We start from the raw sequence: 16,422 nt of genomic DNA on the forward strand, positions 1-16,422 counted from the left end.
CCCGTGGTGTGGGAGCCGCTTCAGCGGCGATAGCCAGGTCGCCGCACGGCTATCGCCGCTGAAGCGGCTCCCACAGGAGTCACAGCCTCAGTCCTCCTCGACCCGCGGCTTCCACTGCTCCATCAACTTTCGCTGCACGCCGGCGGGCACCGCGTCGTAATGGCTGAATTCCATCGCATAACGCCCTTGCCCACCGGTCATCGCTTTAAGTTGGGTGGGATAATCGGTGAGCTCCGCCAGTGGCACGCGCGCCTTGATCAGCGTCTCGCCGCCGCGTAGCGAATCGGTGCCCATGATGTGCGCTCGCTTGGAGGCCAGTCCCCCGGTGACGTCGCCCACGTAGCGCTCCGGAATCGAGACCTCGAGGTCGACCACCGGCTCGAGTACCTGCGGGTGAGCGCGCGACACCGCGTCGAGGAACGCCTTGCGCCCAGCACTGATAAAGGCCACTTCCTTCGAGTCGACCGGATGGTGTTTGCCGTCATACACCACGACGCGTACGTCCTGGATCGGATACCCCGCAATCGCTCCGCCGTCCAGCGCCTGGCGTACGCCTTTCTCGATGGCCGGCATGAACTGGCCCGGGATGACGCCGCCCTTGGTTTCATCGTCGAAGACGAAACCCTTGCCGCGCTCCAGCGGTTCCACTCGCAGGAATACCTCGCCGAACTGACCGGCGCCTCCCGTCTGCTTCTTGTGCCGGTGGTGGCCTTCGGCGCCGGCGCCGATGGTTTCCCGGTAGGCGATGCGGGGCGGGTGTGTGATCACGTCGACGTCGTAGCGCGCCTTCATCCGTTCGAGCATGAGCTTAAGGTGCAGGTCGGACAGCCCGCGAATCACGGTCTCGTTGAGTTCCTTGTGGTGCTCGACACGGAAGCACGGATCTTCCTCGGCGAGCTTTGACAGCGCCTGCGACAATTTCTGCTCCTGGCCTTTGTGCGCCGGTTCCACGGCAAGACCGAACATGGGTGCCGGGAAGGCGGAAGGTTCGAGGTGGATGCGCGATTCGTCGGCGGCATCGTGCAGCACGGCGTCGAAATGGATGTCTTCGATCTTCGCCACCGCGGCGATGTCGCCGGGCAAGGCCTCATCCACTTCGATGTGCTCGCGGCCCTGCAGGCGGAACAGATGGGCCACCTTGAACGGCTTGCGCCCATCGTCGACGAGGAGCTGGGCGTCCTTGCGCACGGTGCCCTGCCATACGCGGAATACGCCGAGCTTGCCGACAAAGGGATCGTTGACGATCTTGAACACGTCGGCAACGACGTGGCGGGACGCATCGGCGGCGACATCGAACGGCGAACCCGCATGGTCACGGAACAGGGGCGGATTGGTTTCGGTAGGGCAGGGCAGGATGCGCTCGACCAGTTCGAGAAGCTCGCTGACGCCGATGCCATCGCGCGCGCCGGTGAAAACGATCGGGACGAGATGCCCATCGCGGAGGCAGTGCTCCAATGCGCCGCGAATCTCCGTGGCAGATAGCGCGGACTCACCGGCTTCGAGGTAGTGCTCCATCACCTCGTCGTCGATCTCCACCACCTGGTCGATGATTCGCTGGTGCGCCTCCCCCGGTGAAGAAAAGTCGGTGTCGCCGGTCGTCTGGAAAAAAGCGTCGCGCACGGAATGTCCCTTCGACGAGGGAAGGTTCAACGGCAGGCACTCGTTGCCGAATTCCTCTCGTAAGGCATCGACCAGCGCCGCCAGGTCCAGGCCCTCGGCATCGATACGGTTGACCACGAGGATGCGTGCCATGCCTCGCTCCTTCGCATGCGCCATCATCGTTCGCGTGCCGTGCTCGATACCGTTCGCGCCGTTCACCACGATGGCCACGGTGTCTGCGGCGGCGAGGGCGGCGAGGGCGGGTCCGCGAAAATCGGCGTATCCCGGCGTGTCGACGAGGTGGATGCGATAGCCGTTGCGCTCGATCGAGGCGATGGACGCGTCAATCGAGTGACCCCGCGATTTCTCCATGGGGTCGGTGTCGGAGACGGTGCTACCACGCTCGATGCTACCGGGGGCAGTCAGTGCGCCCCCGGCGTGGAGCATGGCTTCGAACAGGGTGGTCTTGCCGGCGCCGGCATGGCCGGCAAGGGCGAGGCTGCGGATGCGTTCCGTGGATGGCGACACGATGCGACCCTCCTTCTCAAGGTCGTCCGGGCAATCCGGACGCTCAGGGCGGCGGTGGTTCAGGCGCGCCAACGCCAGTCCCAAGGCTTCTCCGAACCCGGGCCGGACGCAAGGGGAATCTTCGTCCCCACGAGCGGTCTGTAAGCCAGGGCTTACGCTGTGCTCAGCGGCACGCCACTATCCTGTCCCACTTCCGAAGGCCCCATGGGGACTCCCGCTCGCGTGCAATATCCCGGTAAGGCGCCACCGTCCTTCGTCGAATCCCACCGGCTGGAACCGGAGGGGTCGTCGCGTGCGCACGGGCTGGCCCCTATCGATGCGGCGACGCTGATGGCCCTGCGCGCCATCGGTCGCCGCCCGCCGCCGCGCGACCGGGTGCGCTTCACGCTGGCGCTCGCCGCCGCCCTGATCCTGCACATCGTGCTGATCTTCCTCGTGCGCTACGAAATGCAGCCGCGTGTGCAGGTGGCCTTCGCCACGCCCGACGATCACCCCGATGTGCTCGAGGTGCGTTTCATCGAGCCGACGCGTTCGCCGCCTCCGGTCGCCGATGCGCCACCCCCGCCGCCCGTTTCCGAGCCACCGCCCAAGGTGCGCTCGCCCGAGGCGACACGGCCCGAGCCGCCGCGACCGAAGAAGAAACCCGAGGACGAGACGCCGGTGGACACGACGACGCCCGCCGCGACCGCGGCGCCACAGGCGCCACAACCCACGCTCTTCGGCAACGACGGTTCCGTCGCGATGCCAACGACGGGCCCCGGGTCGAAGCCCGACTTCGTCCCGCAAAAGCCCACCGACAACACCGGCATCATGTCGCACAAGACGACGGTGACCTACACGCAGACCCGCTTTGAAAAGGACTGGGCGCCGCGCGACGAGAACGCGCTGAGCAAGGGCGTGCGCCAGGTGATCGAGAAGACCACGGTGAAGCAGACGGTCGACCTGGGTCACGGCACCCGCGTGAACTGCGCGACCGTGTTGTTCGTCCTGCCGGCGGGCTGCAGCGGGGAAGACCCCTCGAAGGCCTCGAAGAAGGATGGCGACGTCCGCCTCAACATGGCCCCTGCGAATCCGTTGGTGAAGGACCTTCCCGACCAGACGCCGCCGCCCACCGAAGCCCAGTGCATCGCGGCGTTCCGCGCCGACAAGCCCCTGCCACAGGGCTGCGCGTCGGACATTCCGCTGAAGGCGATGGACCAGGAAAACGCGGAGCGCGAACGCCGTACCGGCAAGTAGCTCTCGCGGGCGTACGCGGCGATTGTCTGCGGCGCCCGCAGCATGGACACTAGCCGTCCATGCATACCCCTGGCCCGCCGGACAGCGATCCCCTGATCGCCGCGAATTCGCTGCCCGTCTCGCCCCGCGAGGCGGCCATGCGTGCGCTCGTCTATCGGCGCCTCCTGCGGGAGAAACCGCGCGAAAGCGTGCGGAGGATCGTCGGCTGGGTCGGCACGATTCTCATCCACCTGGTCTTCCTGTTCGGGATGATCCTGGGCCCGGCTTACAACGTGCTGCCTTCGCCGCCGGAGCCGGACCATCCCGACGCGCTGCAGGTTCGCCTCCTCGACAAGCCACCACCGCCACTGCCGCCCGTGCGCGGCACGCCATCGACGGCGCCGGTGGCCAGGGTGAAGCACACGACGACCTGGGACACCGCAGCCAGTCGCGCCGCGCGTGGGTCGCATGCCGCCGCCGTGGCAGCGGCGAAGACGCCGACGCGTCCGGCCGTCGCTGCGCCCGCGGCCCAGCCGCCGAAGGTCAAGGCGGCGCCGAAACCTGCCGCGCCGCCGCCGAGCGTCGCGGCGGTGGTCGACCGTCCGGTCGTTCAGCCCAAGGCCCCGCCACCGCAGCGCGATCTCGAAAAAGTGCCCTTGCCGACCCCGGCACCGCCCGATCTGGCGGTCGACACACCGAAGCCGCAGGTCGTGCCGCCGACCTTCCAGCCCGAGCCGGTGCGCCGTCCGCAGGAAGAGGGCTCGGAGGCCATGCCGCCGCCGGCGTCGCTGTCCCTGCCGCCGACGCCGGCATCGCAGATGACCGTGACGCCTGCGCCGCCGACGATCACCGCGGAGCGCACGACGCCGGTGCCGACCCAGGCCATGACACTGGCGACGGTGCCGCGCCCGGAGGTCGAGGAAAGTTCGGCGCCACCGACACCGCAGGACGCGCCGTTGCCGCAGGTCGCGCCCGAGCCTGTCGCGCCGACGCCGGACCTGACCGTCGACACGCGTCCCGTGCCGCCGAAGATCTCAGTGCAGGGCATCCCCGCGCCGCCGGTCGAAGCCGAAGCGGAACTCGAGGCCGTCCCCTTGCCCGACGCGGTGGCGAAGCCGTCCGTCTCAGCGCCTGTCGCGACAGTGGATCGGCCCGCGGTGCAGGCGCCTGCCGTGTCACCCGGCGAGATGCAGCGACCGGTCGCCGGCATCGATACGGCCCCGTCCGCGCCGGGCCAGGCTCCCGGCGACATCGCCGCAGGCGAGTCCGCGGCGCAGGCCGTCGCGACCCAGGGCAAGCAAGGCGAGGATCATGTGGCCGAGGCGGTCAAGGGGCAGTCGGCAGGCAAAGCCTCGCCTGGCGAGGCCGACGTCTCCGGCTCGAATACGCCCGGCGCGGACAAAGAATCCGGCAAACCTGGCGCCGTGAAGGGCGTAGACGAAGGCGAGCGGCTCACCGGGGCGAACGGCACGTCGAACCGCAGCGACGGCGTGGTCGGCGGACAGGGTGACAAGACCGGTCAGGTTGGCGCGTACACGGAACTGAAGCCACGCGGCAACGTCACCGTGCAGAACGGCCCGCACTTCCACGTCGACTACAAGCCGACACGGTTCGACGGCGCGTGGACGCCGAAGGGGGAGTCGAGCGTAGATACCGCGGTCCGTCACGGTGTGGAAGCCACGACGACACACGCCGTCGTGTCGCTTCCGCGCGGCATCCGTCTCAACTGTACGGCCGGCCCCGGCACGGCAGGCGCCAAGGATGCGAGCGCCACGATGAATGCGATTTCGATCTTCAGTCTGGGCTGTGGCGTTGGCGATGGCCCACCGAAGCCGGCAAACCCGGACGCCACCGCAAAGAATCAAACCATGGCTCCGGCGAAACCGCTGGCCGAGAACCTTCCGCCCGCGAATTCGGCGACGGTGGCCGCGGCCCCCGTGGCCCTCGACAACACGGCGTACTGCACGGCGGCAAGGATTGCCGGCGGCCCGTTGCCACCGGGTTGCGAGGCCTCGATCAAGATCAACGTCCCCGCGCCGAACGCGGCGAGCGGTTCGTGGGTCCCCGCCAGCGATCAGTTCAAGTAGGCAGGCGCCGGATCTCGGTACCGGCGACCATGTCATGGATCGCCCGGTGACGGCGGTCGAACCAGGCGGGAAGCAAGAGCACGAGCCAGCCGATCACCGGTGCCCATAGCGCAGCCTTCATCGACGTGAACGGGTAGATGAGAACCAGGGCGAGGGGCAGGGCGGCGACGATGAGCCTTACCAGGCCGCGCTTGCCGTTGACGGGCGCGCCGCTCGCATCCGTGACCCGGATACGCCACGGACGCATGCCGAGTGTCTGGCCACCACGCATCCAGGACGCCAGGAAATAGGCGCCCACCACGAGTCCCTGGAGTGGCTGGTACCACCAGGTGAGCATCCGCCCGTGGTCGTCGAACAGGTGACCCCCTGTGACCATCTGCGAGAGCAGCCCCACGACCATGACGATGGCGACCACCGCGAGGACGTCATAGACGATCGCCGCAAAACGGCGCCAGGCGGGAGCGGGTGAGGTGGGGATCATGCGATTCCGTGGCGTTGGCGACGCGGCATTGTAGACGGGGCCGATGGCGCCCCGGCATGAGAGTATTCGGGCATCGCTTGCCACGCCCGAATTCATGTCCGTCGATACCGCTATGCCTTCCGCTGAACTTGCCGCTGACGATGCTCGCCTGATCGAACGCTTCATCGAGCGCGTGTGGGCGGAGGACGGGCTTGCCGACCGTACGCTTGAGGCTTACCGGCAGGATCTCCAAGGACTGGCGCGCTGGCTCGGTACGCGCGGACGTTCGCTGGCGACGGCGGGCCGCGAGGATATTTCCGCGTATCACGGCAGCCAGCCGGTGGCGGTGCGCAGTATGGCGCGGCGCCAGTCGGCATTTCGCCGCTTCTTCGCCCAGCTCGCGCGTGACGATGGTGCACGCGAGGATCCGACCCTGCTCATGCAGCGTCCGCGGATGCCGCGCAGCCTGCCGAAAGCGTTGGCGGAGCGCGAGATCGAGGCGCTGATCGTCGCGCCCGACCTGACCCATCCGCTGGGTCAGCGTGACCGGGCGATGCTTGAATTGATGTACTCGTCGGGCCTTCGGGTATCGGAACTGGTGGAGTTGCCGCTGACGGGCCTGAATACGCGGCAGGGTGTCCTTCGCGTCACAGGCAAGGGCGGCAAGGATCGGCTTGTGCCGGTGGGCGAGGAAGCCCTGAATCATGTCGAGACCTACCTGCGCGAGGCCCGGCCACAGCTGGCCAGAGGCCACGGCCAGCCGATGGCGCTGTTTCTGTCCCGTCGCGGCGACGGCATGACGCGGCAGATGTTCTGGACCCTCGTGAAGCGCTACGCCCTGCAGGTAGGCATTCCGGCGAAACGCGTCTCCCCGCACGTCCTTCGGCATTCGTTCGCCACCCACCTGCTCAATCACGGTGCGGACCTCCGGGCCCTGCAGATGCTGCTGGGCCACAGTTCGCTCAGTACCACCCAGATCTACACGCTGGTGGCGAAAGAAGGGCTCAAGCGGCTGCATGCCCAGCATCACCCGCGCGGCTGAGCGCCCGTGGCACAATCGGGGGAACCGATGGCGAGGCGCGTGTTCCAACACCTGCCCCGCACTTCCCCCGGTAGCAGATTGGAGTCCGCTATGTTCAAGAAAATCCTTCCGGCGATCCTGGCTGGCGCGTTCGCCATGACGGCTGCCGCTGCCGACGACCAGGCCGCCGTGCGCGCCGCCGTCGAAGGGATCGGCCCCGGTATCGAGGTGCAGAGCATCGCCCCCGCGCCGATTCCCGGTTATTACCAGGTGATCGCGTCGGGTCGCATGGTGTATGTGAGTGCCGATGGGCATTACATGATCAACGGCAACCTGATCGACCTCCAGAAGAAGTCCGATCTCAGCGCGGCGGCATGGTCCGGCATGCGCAAGGCCGAGCTGGCGAAGGTTCCCGAGTCCCAGCGGCTGATCTACTCGCCCGCCAATCCGAAGCACAAGATCACCGTCTTCACCGACGTGGACTGCGGGTTCTGCCGCCAGTTGCATGCGCACATCGGCGAGTACAACAAGCAGGGCATCGCCGTCGAGTACGTGTTCTGGCCGCGCGAAGGCGTGAAGACCACCTCCGGTAACGACACGCCGTCTTACACCAAGGCCGTGTCGGTCTGGTGTGCCGCGGACCGCAAGAGCGCCTTCGATTCGGCCATGTCGGGGGCGGCGGTCAAGACCGCCAGCTGCACCAACCCGGTCAAGGACGAGTTCGAGCTCGGCGAGCGTCTCGGTGTGAACGGCACCCCGACCATCGTCGACGAGAACGGCGATGTCATCGGTGGCTACCTCACCCCTGAGCAGATGCTCAAGGCGCTGAGCGCTCCGGCAGGCACCGCCCGGAGCGGCTGAGCCGGGCGGCTGTGAGGGTGAGCATCGCCGCTGAAGCGGCTCCCACAAGGGCGGGCTTCCTGTGGGAGCCCCTTCAGCGGCGATTCCCTACGCAAGATGCTGCCGCGCAACATCATGTAGAATAGGCGTTTTCCTGCAGCGCCTTTTCCCCCGCATGATCGCACTCGACGGGCAGAGCGCCCTCTCACCGTTTCGCCTCGAACGACTGAACGCCCACCTGGATGCCCTGCATCACGGTACGCGCGTGCAGGCCGCCTGGTTCACCTACTTCGTCGACGTCGCTGTCGCACCGGAAGGCGAGGCGCGCGCGCGCCTGTTGTCTGTGCTTGAAGCGAAGCCGGGCAGTCCCGAGGAAGCCACCTTCTGGGTCGTGCCGCGCCTGGGCACCATCTCACCCTGGTCCAGCAAAGCGACCGATATCCTCCACGGCGCCGGTTTCGACGTGCGCAGGGTCGAGCGCGGTACCGCCTGGCGCGTAAGCGGTATGCCCGGCCCCAGCGATCCCGGTTACGCCGCCATCATGGGCGCGTTCTGCGATCCCATGGTGCAGTCGCCCCTGGCGTCGCTGGCCGACGCATCGGGCCTGTTCCTCGCCGGTGAACCGGGACCCCTGGGGCACGTGGAGCTCGGTCTCGATCCGCGCGGGGCGCTTTCCGCGGCCAACCAACAGCTGGGTCTTGCCCTGGCCGACGACGAAATCGACTACCTCGCCGAGCGCTACGCCGAGATGGGCCGGGCGCCGACCGATGCCGAGCTGATGATGTTCGCGCAGGCGAACTCCGAGCACTGCCGTCACAAGGTGTTCAATGCCACCTGGACGCTCGACGGCCAGACGCAGGAAAACTCGCTGTTCGGCATGATCAAGAACACGCACCAGAAATCGCCGGCGCACACCTTGTCCGCGTATCACGACAACGCGGCGGTGATCGAAGGTTACGAGGGCAACCGGCTCTTCGTCGATCCGAAGGACGGCGTGTTCCGCACGGTGGCGGAATCCGCCCCGTTCGCGATCAAGGTCGAGACGCACAACCATCCGACGGCGATCGCGCCGTGGCCGGGCGCTGCGACCGGTGCCGGCGGCGAGATCCGCGACGAGGGTGCCACCGGTCGCGGTGGCAAGCCGAAAGCGGGACTGACCGGCTTCTCGGTATCGCACCTGCGTATTCCCGGCCTGCCGCGTCCCTGGGAAAAGGATCGTCCGCTGCCGCCGCGCATGGCGTCGGCCTTTGAAATCATGCGTGACGGCCCGCTGGGCGCCGCCGCGTTCAACAACGAGTTCGGTCGTCCCGCGCTCGGCGGTTACTTCCGCACGTTCGAACAGGAAACCGGCGACAAGGGTGTCCGTCGCGGTTACGACAAACCGATCATGATTGCCGGCGGTCTCGCCGCGATCCGACCCGATCACGTGCAGAAGCGCAAAGTGCGTCCGGGCGACAAGGTCATCGTGCTCGGTGGTCCGGCCATGCTGATCGGCCTGGGCGGCGGTGCCGCTTCGTCGGTCGCTTCCGGTACCTCGAGTGCGGAACTCGATTTCGCCTCGGTGCAGCGCGACAACGCTGAGATGGAGCGCCGCTGCCAGCAGGTCATCGACAGCTGCTGGGCGCGTGGCGACGAAAATCCCATCGTCAGCATTCACGACGTGGGTGCGGGTGGTGTCTCCAACGCGATTCCCGAGATCCTCAACGACGCTGGCGTCGGCGGCATCATCGATCTCTCCGCGCTGCCGTGCGACGACCCGACGTTGTCGCCGATGCAGGTCTGGAGCAACGAGTCGCAGGAGCGCTACGTGTTGGCGATCGGCGCGGAAGACCTCCCGCTGTTCGAAGGCTTCTGCGCACGCGAGCGTTGCCCGTACGCCGTCGTCGGTGACGCCACGGCGGAACCGCGACTCATCGTCAAGGATCCGCGCCGCGACCTCACCGTGATCGACCTCGGTATGGACGTGCTGTTCGGCAAGCCGCCGCGGATGCACCGCGATGCCGTGCGCGTGAAGCCCCGCGTCGATCTCGTCGCCGACCTCACCGGTATTGGCATGGACGAGGCACTGATGCGCGTCCTTCGTCTGCCGGCCGTGGGTAGCAAGAACTTCCTCATCACCATCGGCGACCGCACCGTTGGCGGGCTCAACGCGCGCGACCCCATGGTCGGGCCGTGGCAGGTGCCGGTGGCGGACGTGGCCGTGACCATGACCGACTTCGACGGCTATACCGGCGAAGCGATGGCCATGGCCGAGCGTGCACCGATCGCCCTGCTCAACAGCGCCGATGCCGCGCGCATGGCGGTGGGTGAAGCCATCACCAACATGGCTGCCGCTTCGCTCAAGCTCGACGAAGTGCGCCTGTCCGCGAACTGGATGGCCGCCGTGAACCACGCCGGCGAAGACGCCGCGCTGTTCGACGCGGTCAAGGCCGTCGGCATGGAGCTTTGTCCCACCCTCGATATCTCGATCCCCGTCGGCAAGGACTCCCTGTCCATGCAGACCGTGTGGACGGACGAGACGGGCAAAGCCCAGAAAACCGTATCACCGGTATCCCTCGTGATCACCGGCTTCGCCCGCGTGGACGACGTCCGCCGCACGCTCACGCCGCAGATCAAGCTCGATCGCGGCGACAGCGAGCTCTGGCTGATCGATCTTGGCGCGGGCCGCGATCGCCTCGGCGGTTCGGCGCTCACCCAGGTGTTCAACCGCGCCGGCGGCGTGCCGCCGGACCTGGACGATCCGAAGCGCCTGCGTGCGATGTTCGAACTGATCCAGGAAGCGAACAAGGCGGGCTTGTTGCTGGCTTATCACGACCGCTCCGACGGTGGCGCGATCGTCGCCCTGCTGGAAATGGCGTTTGCCGGCCGCTGCGGCCTTGAGCTGCGTCTGGACGGCTGGGCCGAAGCGACGCTGCGTTCGCTGTTCAACGAAGAGCTGGGCGCTGTCGTGCAGATCGCTGCCGCCAACCGCGAGGCTTTCGAGCAGTTGCTCGTGAAGTACAACCTTGCTGGCATGACGCACCACGTGGGTCGTCCCAAGGAAAAGCTCGGCATCAAGCTCCACCTCAACGGCGAGACGGCGTTCAAGTGGAACTTCACCGAGCTGTTCCGTGCCTGGAACGAAACCAGTTACGCCATGCAGGGCCTGCGCGATAACCCGCAGAGCGCTGACCAGGAGAACCACTGGCGCCTCGACGATGCCGACCCGGGCATCTCGCCGAAGCTCACCTTCGACCCGGCCGAAGATATCGCGGCGCCGTACATCAACACCGGCGTGCGTCCGCGCGTCGCGATCCTGCGCGAGCAGGGCGTGAACGGGCAGGTCGAGATGGCGGCGGCGTTCAGCCGCGCCGGCTTCGATGCGGTGGATGTCCACATGTCCGATCTCGCCAGCGGTCGTCACCACCTGAAGGATTTCCGCGGCTTCGCCGCCTGCGGTGGCTTCTCCTACGGTGACGTGCTCGGCGCGGGTCGTGGCTGGGCCACGTCCATCCTCTACAACGATGCGCTACGCGAGCAGTTCGCGCGCTTCTTCGAGGACGGCACCAAGTTCGCCCTCGGGGTTTGCAACGGCTGCCAGATGATGTCGCAGCTGAAGGACATCATCCCGGACGCGAAGCACTGGCCGCAGTTCCTGCGTAATCAGTCCGAGCAGTACGAGGCACGCCTTGCGACGCTCGAGATCCTGGATTCCTCCAGCGTGTTCTTCCGCGGCATGACCGGTTCGCGTATTCCCGTCGCCGTGGCACACGGTGAGGGTCGGGTGTACTTCCCGAACGTCTGCAGCCCGTCGAAGAGCCATGGCTCGGCACGTTTCGTCGACAACCGTGGCAAGCCGACGGAGAGCTACCCGCTCAACCCGAACGGATCGCCGGGTGGCCTAGCCGCGTTTACTGCTGCCGACGGTCGCGTCACGATCATGATGCCGCATCCGGAGCGCGTGTTCCGTACGGCGCAAATGAGCTGGCATCCGGAGAACTGGGGCGAGGATTCACCGTGGATGCGCATGTTCCGCAATGCGCGCGTGTGGGTGGGCTGAACGGAGTAACGGTTCGGTGACGGTTACCGCAGGTCTTACCAGTATCGTCATCGTGCTCGCCGACAGCGGGCCGTTTACGCGCGAGTGCGTGGATCACGCACTCGCCAGTGACGTGCCCGTCGAGATCATCATCGTCGACAACGGTTCGACCGACGGTATTCCCGAAGCGCTCGATCGGGCCTATGCCGACGACGAGCGCGTTCGCCTCGTCTACAACCGGGCCAACCTCGGTTTCGGGCCGGCGGTGAATCGCGGTGCGGCGCAAGCTCGCGGCGACCGGCTGCTGGTGCTCAATCCCGATTGCCTGGTCGAACCCGATACGATCGCGCGCATGGCGGCGCACATGAACGTCCACACGGGCATCGTCGGCGCCGTGGTCTGCGACAGTGCCGGCCATCCCGACGCCGCGTCGCGCCGGCGTGATCCACTGCTTCGTCGCTCGCTGAATACCGTGCTCGGCAGGAAAGGCGTCGATGGCATCGACATCGAGGGGCCCATGCCGGACGGTGCGGAGGAGGTCGAGATCGTCTCGGGTGCCATCCTGTTGATGTCGCGCGCGGTGTTCGAGCGGCTCGGTGGCTTCGACGAAACCTTCTTTCTCCATTGCGAAGACATGGACCTGTGTCGACGTGCCCGTGATGGTGGCTATCGCGTCGTGCTTGCCGGCGACGTGCGTGTGCTGCATGGCAAGGGTGGCTCGAGCCGGCATCGGCCGGTCTTCGTCAGCCGTCACAAGCATCGCAGCATGTACCTGTGGTTTCGCCGCCACGATCCCGCCGCCAGTAACGCGCTGGTCCGCAGCGTGGTCTGGTTGGGCATCTGGACGCATTTCATCCTGAAGATTCCAGGCCAGCTCGCCCGGCGTCGTCGTCGGTGAGCGGTAAGTCGTCGCGCGACAGCGGGCTCGCCACCCTTGGCCTGCTCGCCGTCACGGCAATCTGGGGCTCCACGTTCGTTCTCATCAAGGATGTCGTCGGCCGAATGTCGGTCACCGATTTCCTCGCCGTGCGCTTCGTTATCGCGGCTGTGACCATGTTGGTCCTGTTTGCGCGGCCGGTCTGGCGGCTGAGTCCTGCACAACGGGTGCGTGGGCTTGCCCTGGGGGTGCTTTACGGGTTCGCGCAGTGGTTGCAGACCGAAGGGCTTGCGCTCACGTCGCCGAGCGTCAGCGGTTTCGTCACCGGCATGTACGTCGTGATCACGCCCATCCTCGCGTTACTGATCTTTCGCCAGCGCATGCCGACCACCACGTGGCTCGCCGTGGGCGTGGCCATGGTCGGACTGGGCGTGCTGGCGTTGAACGGTTTCGAGGTCGATCTGGGCGTCCTGCTGACGCTCGCCTCGGCTGCGCTGTACGCCTTGCATATCGTCGGCCTCGGTCATTGGTCGAAGCCTGGCGAAGCGTTCGGCATGTCCGCCGTCCAGATGATTGGCATCGCGGCGGTCTGTCTGTTGGCCACGATCCCACATCACGGCCCGGCGCTGCCGCCGGATACGAAGGCCTGGGTGGCCGTGCTTTACATGGCGCTGGTCGCCGGTGCGTTCGCCATGCTGGTGCAGACCTGGGCGCAGGCCCACATGCCCGCCACGCGCGCGGCCATCGTGATGACGACCGAGCCGGTATTCGCCGCGGGCTTTGCCGTGCTCCTTGGCGTGGACGTACTCACGACGCGCATGGTCGGTGGCGGGGCGCTCGTGCTGGCCGCGATGTACATGGTGGAGCTCGCACCACGCTTCCGCCGGAAGAAGCCGGCGGAAGCGCTGCATCACGAGGTCTGACGCGGGAGCGTTACTTCGCGCTCTTGTCCACGGAGAACTTGTACGTCATGACATTGCGGTAGGTCTTGCCGGGCTCCAGACGAGCCGAGCCGAAGTCCGGGTGATTCGGCGTATCGGGAAACAACTGCGGTTCCAGCGCAAAGGCATCGCCCTGGCGATAGACACCTCCCGATTTACCCGACGTGGTGCCGTCGAGAAAGTTGCCCGAATAGAACTGCAGGCCGGGTTGGGCGGACCAGAGCGACAGCACGCGTCCCGACTTCGGATCGCTGACCCGGGCCACCTCACGCGGCTGCGCCGCTTCCTTCCGGGAGATCACCCAGTTGTGGTCGTAACCGCGTCCGAAGACGATCTGCTCTTCCTTCGCGTCGCGGACGTCCTTGCCGATCGGCTTGGCCTTGCGGAAATCGAAGTCGGTGCCCGCCACGTTGCGCACCTCGCCGGTGGGAATCGCGGTGGCATCCGTGGGCAGGTAGGCATCGCCGGCGATCATCAGGCGTTGGTCCATCACGCTGCCGGAGCCTTCCCCGGCGAGGTTCCAGTAGGTGTGGTTGGTGATGTTGACGATCGTCGGTGCGTCCGTCGTCGCCGTGTACTCGATGGTCAACTCGTTCTTGTCGTCGAGCGAGTAGGTGGCGGTAGCGGTGAGTTTGCCGGGATACCCCTGGTCACCATCCGGGCTTACATAGGTAAGGGTCACGCTGGGCCGCGCCCCGGACTCGACCTTGTCGACGCTCCAGATCACCTTGTCGAAGCCGACCTTGCCGCCGTGCAGCGAGTTGGGTCCGTTGTTGACCGGCACGTTGTACTGCTTGCCGTCGAGAGTGAATTTGCCTTTGGCGATGCGGTTGGCGTAGCGCCCTACCGTGTTGCCGAAGTACTGCGGCATGGCGAAGGTGCCCTTCAGATCCGGGTAGCCGAGCACAACGTCGCCGGATTTGCCGTTTCTGTCCGGGACGTCGAGTGCATAAAGCGCCGCGCCGAGCGAAAGAACCTTCGCGGTGACGCCATGACCGTTGGTCAACGTGACGAGCGTTACATCCTTGCCGTCCGGTGTCGTGCCGAACGACGCCTTTGAAGCCTCACCGGCCGAAGCGGCCGTCGCCGTGGCCAGCAGGACCGCTGTGGCCAAACTCGTTCCGAATTTTCTCATCATTCACTCCGGCTGCCAGGAATCTCCCGACAAGATCATATTTGTCAGACAAATGACAAGTTGCGGTGCGTCATCGTCCTGGAGCGCAAGTCGGCTACGATGGGCACTCCGTTTCGTCAGGTGTTGGAACGCCATGGCTTTGAAAGCAGGGGGGACGCGCAACCTGCACGCGCGCGTCATCGAAGAGATCGGTGAATCCATCGTCAGTGGCGTACTCCGTCCGGGTGAGCCGTTACCCGGCGAGTCACAGCTGGCCGAGCAGATGTCGGTCAGTCGCACAGTGCTTCGCGAAGCGCTGAAGGTTCTTGCGGCCAAAGGCCTGATCGAGACCCGGCAGAAGACCGGTATGCGCGTGCGCGATCCGACCTTCTGGAACCACCTCGATGCCGACGTGCTTTCCTGGCGTTGTGCGGCGATGCCAACCGAAGACTTCGTCGAGAAGCTGGTCGAGATGCGCGAGATTATCGAGCCGGCCGCGGTCATGGCCGCCGCTCGCCGCCGTTCGCCCGAGCAACTGAACGCGATCGGCGTAGCGCTGGACGCCATGGAAGACGCACCCGACCTCGATGCGTGGGCAGCGGCCGACCTGCAATTCCACGACGCCGTGCTGGTCGCCACCAACAACGAGCTACTCAGCTCGCTGTTCTCGGTAATCGAAACCGCCCTGGCCACGTACTTCGTGATGTCGGCGCGGACGGCGAAGAACTTCAAGTATTCGCTACCACACCACCGTGCGGTGTACGAAGCCATCCGTCGCCGCCGACCCAACGAAGCCGCTGTCGCCATGCGCACGATGATCGCGGACTCGCGTGCCAACATGCGCAAGGGCAAGCGTCGCGGGTGAGGTTCGGAAGCCGCGAGGGGCAAGGCCCTTGGGGCCGCGGCGCGGCTCTTCGAGACGGGCCGTAGGCATCGCTCTCGCTCGCCCGTGAACTGAGCGGCCCTCAGCTTAGGCGTCCCCAAGGACCTTGCCCCTCGCGGCACCGAACGCTGAGGTTGCATGCGGCCGAGCAACAACCAGCACGATGCAGCACCGCTCTTGTAGGAGCCGATTCATCGGCGAACCCTCAGCGGTGATGTCACGAACGAGGCTTTGCGTCGCATCGTGCAGGCGTTCGACGGCTCGCCCGATCACCACAACGTCTCGTTCGCAAACCCGACAGCCTGAGGGTTCGCCGCTGAAGCGGCTCCTACGAGAGCGCGAAGAGTGCGTGGAGGCAGTCATGCGGCGCACGGCGACGAAGCGGCGTGGCGCTTGTGCCGCACGCAACCTCAACGTCTGGTGTCGCGGTCGGGTTGGCCCTTGGGGCCGCCTAAGCTGAGGGCCGCCCTGTTCTCGTGCGAGCGACAGAGCAGCTACGGCCCGTCTCGAAGAGCCGCGCCGCGGCCCCAAGGGCCAACCCGATCGCGGCATCCCACGAAGCACGAGCGTGAGGCGGCGAACGCCGCTCAACACACGAGTCGCGTCAGCGGCTGTCCTTTCAGTTCAGCAACAACGCCCACCCGTCCCGCGATACCTCGCTTCCTGCCGCTCGCGGAAGAACTCCCCATAGCTGGGAATCTTCCGCTCGGGATGATGCTCACGCAGGTGTTTCACGTAGACATCGTAATCCGGGACGCCGCAGCAGAGGCGGGCGGTTTGTACCGCCCACTTCCACAGCGAGCGGGCACCTGTCCGTGCATTCGTCGCGCTCATGGCGA

Annotated in this window: 12 protein-coding genes; 8 read left to right on the forward strand and 4 right to left on the reverse strand. The window is 66.4% G+C overall.

Annotated features, from left to right (window positions below):
* Window positions 1-87: 87 nt before the first annotated feature.
* Window positions 88-2,127: an elongation factor G gene (gene fusA, locus HB634_RS10905; protein WP_213948597.1), complete on the reverse strand. Its 2,040-nt coding sequence runs from the start codon at window positions 2,125-2,127 to the stop codon at window positions 88-90.
* Between the two features lie 204 nt (window positions 2,128-2,331).
* On the opposite strand from fusA, the gene HB634_RS10910 reads away from it, so the two are divergent.
* Window positions 2,332-3,363 (forward strand): hypothetical protein, encoded by a 1,032-nt coding sequence (locus HB634_RS10910; protein WP_213948598.1) that lies wholly within the window; start codon window positions 2,332-2,334, stop codon window positions 3,361-3,363.
* 59 nt (window positions 3,364-3,422) lie between these two features.
* The gene (locus HB634_RS10915) at window positions 3,423-5,429 is read left to right on the forward strand and encodes a hypothetical protein (protein ID WP_213948599.1); all 2,007 of its coding nucleotides are present in this window, start codon (window positions 3,423-3,425) and stop codon (window positions 5,427-5,429) included.
* Here the strand turns inward: HB634_RS10915 and HB634_RS10920 are convergent.
* A complete protein-coding gene (locus HB634_RS10920) occupies window positions 5,422-5,910 on the reverse strand; it encodes an RDD family protein (RefSeq protein ID WP_213948600.1) in 489 nt (162 codons plus the stop codon). The genes HB634_RS10915 and HB634_RS10920 overlap by 8 nt on opposite strands.
* 112 nt (window positions 5,911-6,022) lie before the next feature.
* Here HB634_RS10920 and xerD point away from each other — a divergent pair, with 112 nt between their 5' ends.
* From xerD to HB634_RS10945, 5 genes are all read left to right on the forward strand, one after another.
* Window positions 6,023-6,931: a site-specific tyrosine recombinase XerD gene (gene xerD, locus HB634_RS10925; RefSeq protein ID WP_213948601.1), complete on the forward strand. Its 909-nt coding sequence runs from the start codon at window positions 6,023-6,025 to the stop codon at window positions 6,929-6,931.
* A gap of 90 nt (window positions 6,932-7,021) precedes the next feature.
* Window positions 7,022-7,771, forward strand: coding sequence for a DsbC family protein (locus tag HB634_RS10930; RefSeq protein WP_213948602.1), 750 nt, complete (start codon window positions 7,022-7,024; stop codon window positions 7,769-7,771).
* 154 nt (window positions 7,772-7,925) lie between these two features.
* Window positions 7,926-11,789, forward strand: a complete 3,864-nt coding sequence (purL, locus tag HB634_RS10935; RefSeq protein WP_213948603.1) for a phosphoribosylformylglycinamidine synthase — start codon at window positions 7,926-7,928, stop codon at window positions 11,787-11,789.
* Window positions 11,790-11,805: 16 nt separating this feature from the next.
* Entirely contained in the window at window positions 11,806-12,666 is an 861-nt protein-coding gene (locus HB634_RS10940) for a glycosyltransferase (protein ID WP_063572364.1), read from the forward strand.
* Complete coding sequence (locus HB634_RS10945) at window positions 12,663-13,568, forward strand: EamA family transporter (protein ID WP_213948604.1); 906 nt, start codon at window positions 12,663-12,665, stop codon at window positions 13,566-13,568. Before HB634_RS10940 ends, HB634_RS10945 begins: the two co-directional genes overlap by 4 nt.
* A 10-nt stretch (window positions 13,569-13,578) precedes the next feature.
* On the opposite strand, the gene HB634_RS10950 is transcribed toward HB634_RS10945, so the two are convergent.
* On the reverse strand, window positions 13,579-14,700 hold the full coding sequence (locus HB634_RS10950; RefSeq protein WP_255548503.1) for an aldose epimerase family protein: 1,122 nt from the start codon (window positions 14,698-14,700) through the stop codon (window positions 13,579-13,581).
* A gap of 154 nt (window positions 14,701-14,854) precedes the next feature.
* On the opposite strand from HB634_RS10950, the gene HB634_RS10955 reads away from it, so the two are divergent.
* Entirely contained in the window at window positions 14,855-15,565 is a 711-nt protein-coding gene (locus HB634_RS10955) for a FadR/GntR family transcriptional regulator (protein WP_213948606.1), read from the forward strand.
* Between the two features lie 642 nt (window positions 15,566-16,207).
* Here HB634_RS10955 and HB634_RS10960 read toward each other — a convergent pair.
* Window positions 16,208-16,417 carry a YbdD/YjiX family protein gene (locus tag HB634_RS10960; protein WP_213948607.1) on the reverse strand — a complete coding sequence of 70 codons (210 nt, stop codon included), beginning with the start codon at window positions 16,415-16,417 and terminating at the stop codon, window positions 16,208-16,210.
* Window positions 16,418-16,422 lie beyond the last annotated feature (5 nt).

This window comes from Luteibacter sp. dw_328 (assembly GCF_018449605.1).
Taxonomy (GTDB): domain Bacteria; phylum Pseudomonadota; class Gammaproteobacteria; order Xanthomonadales; family Rhodanobacteraceae; genus Luteibacter.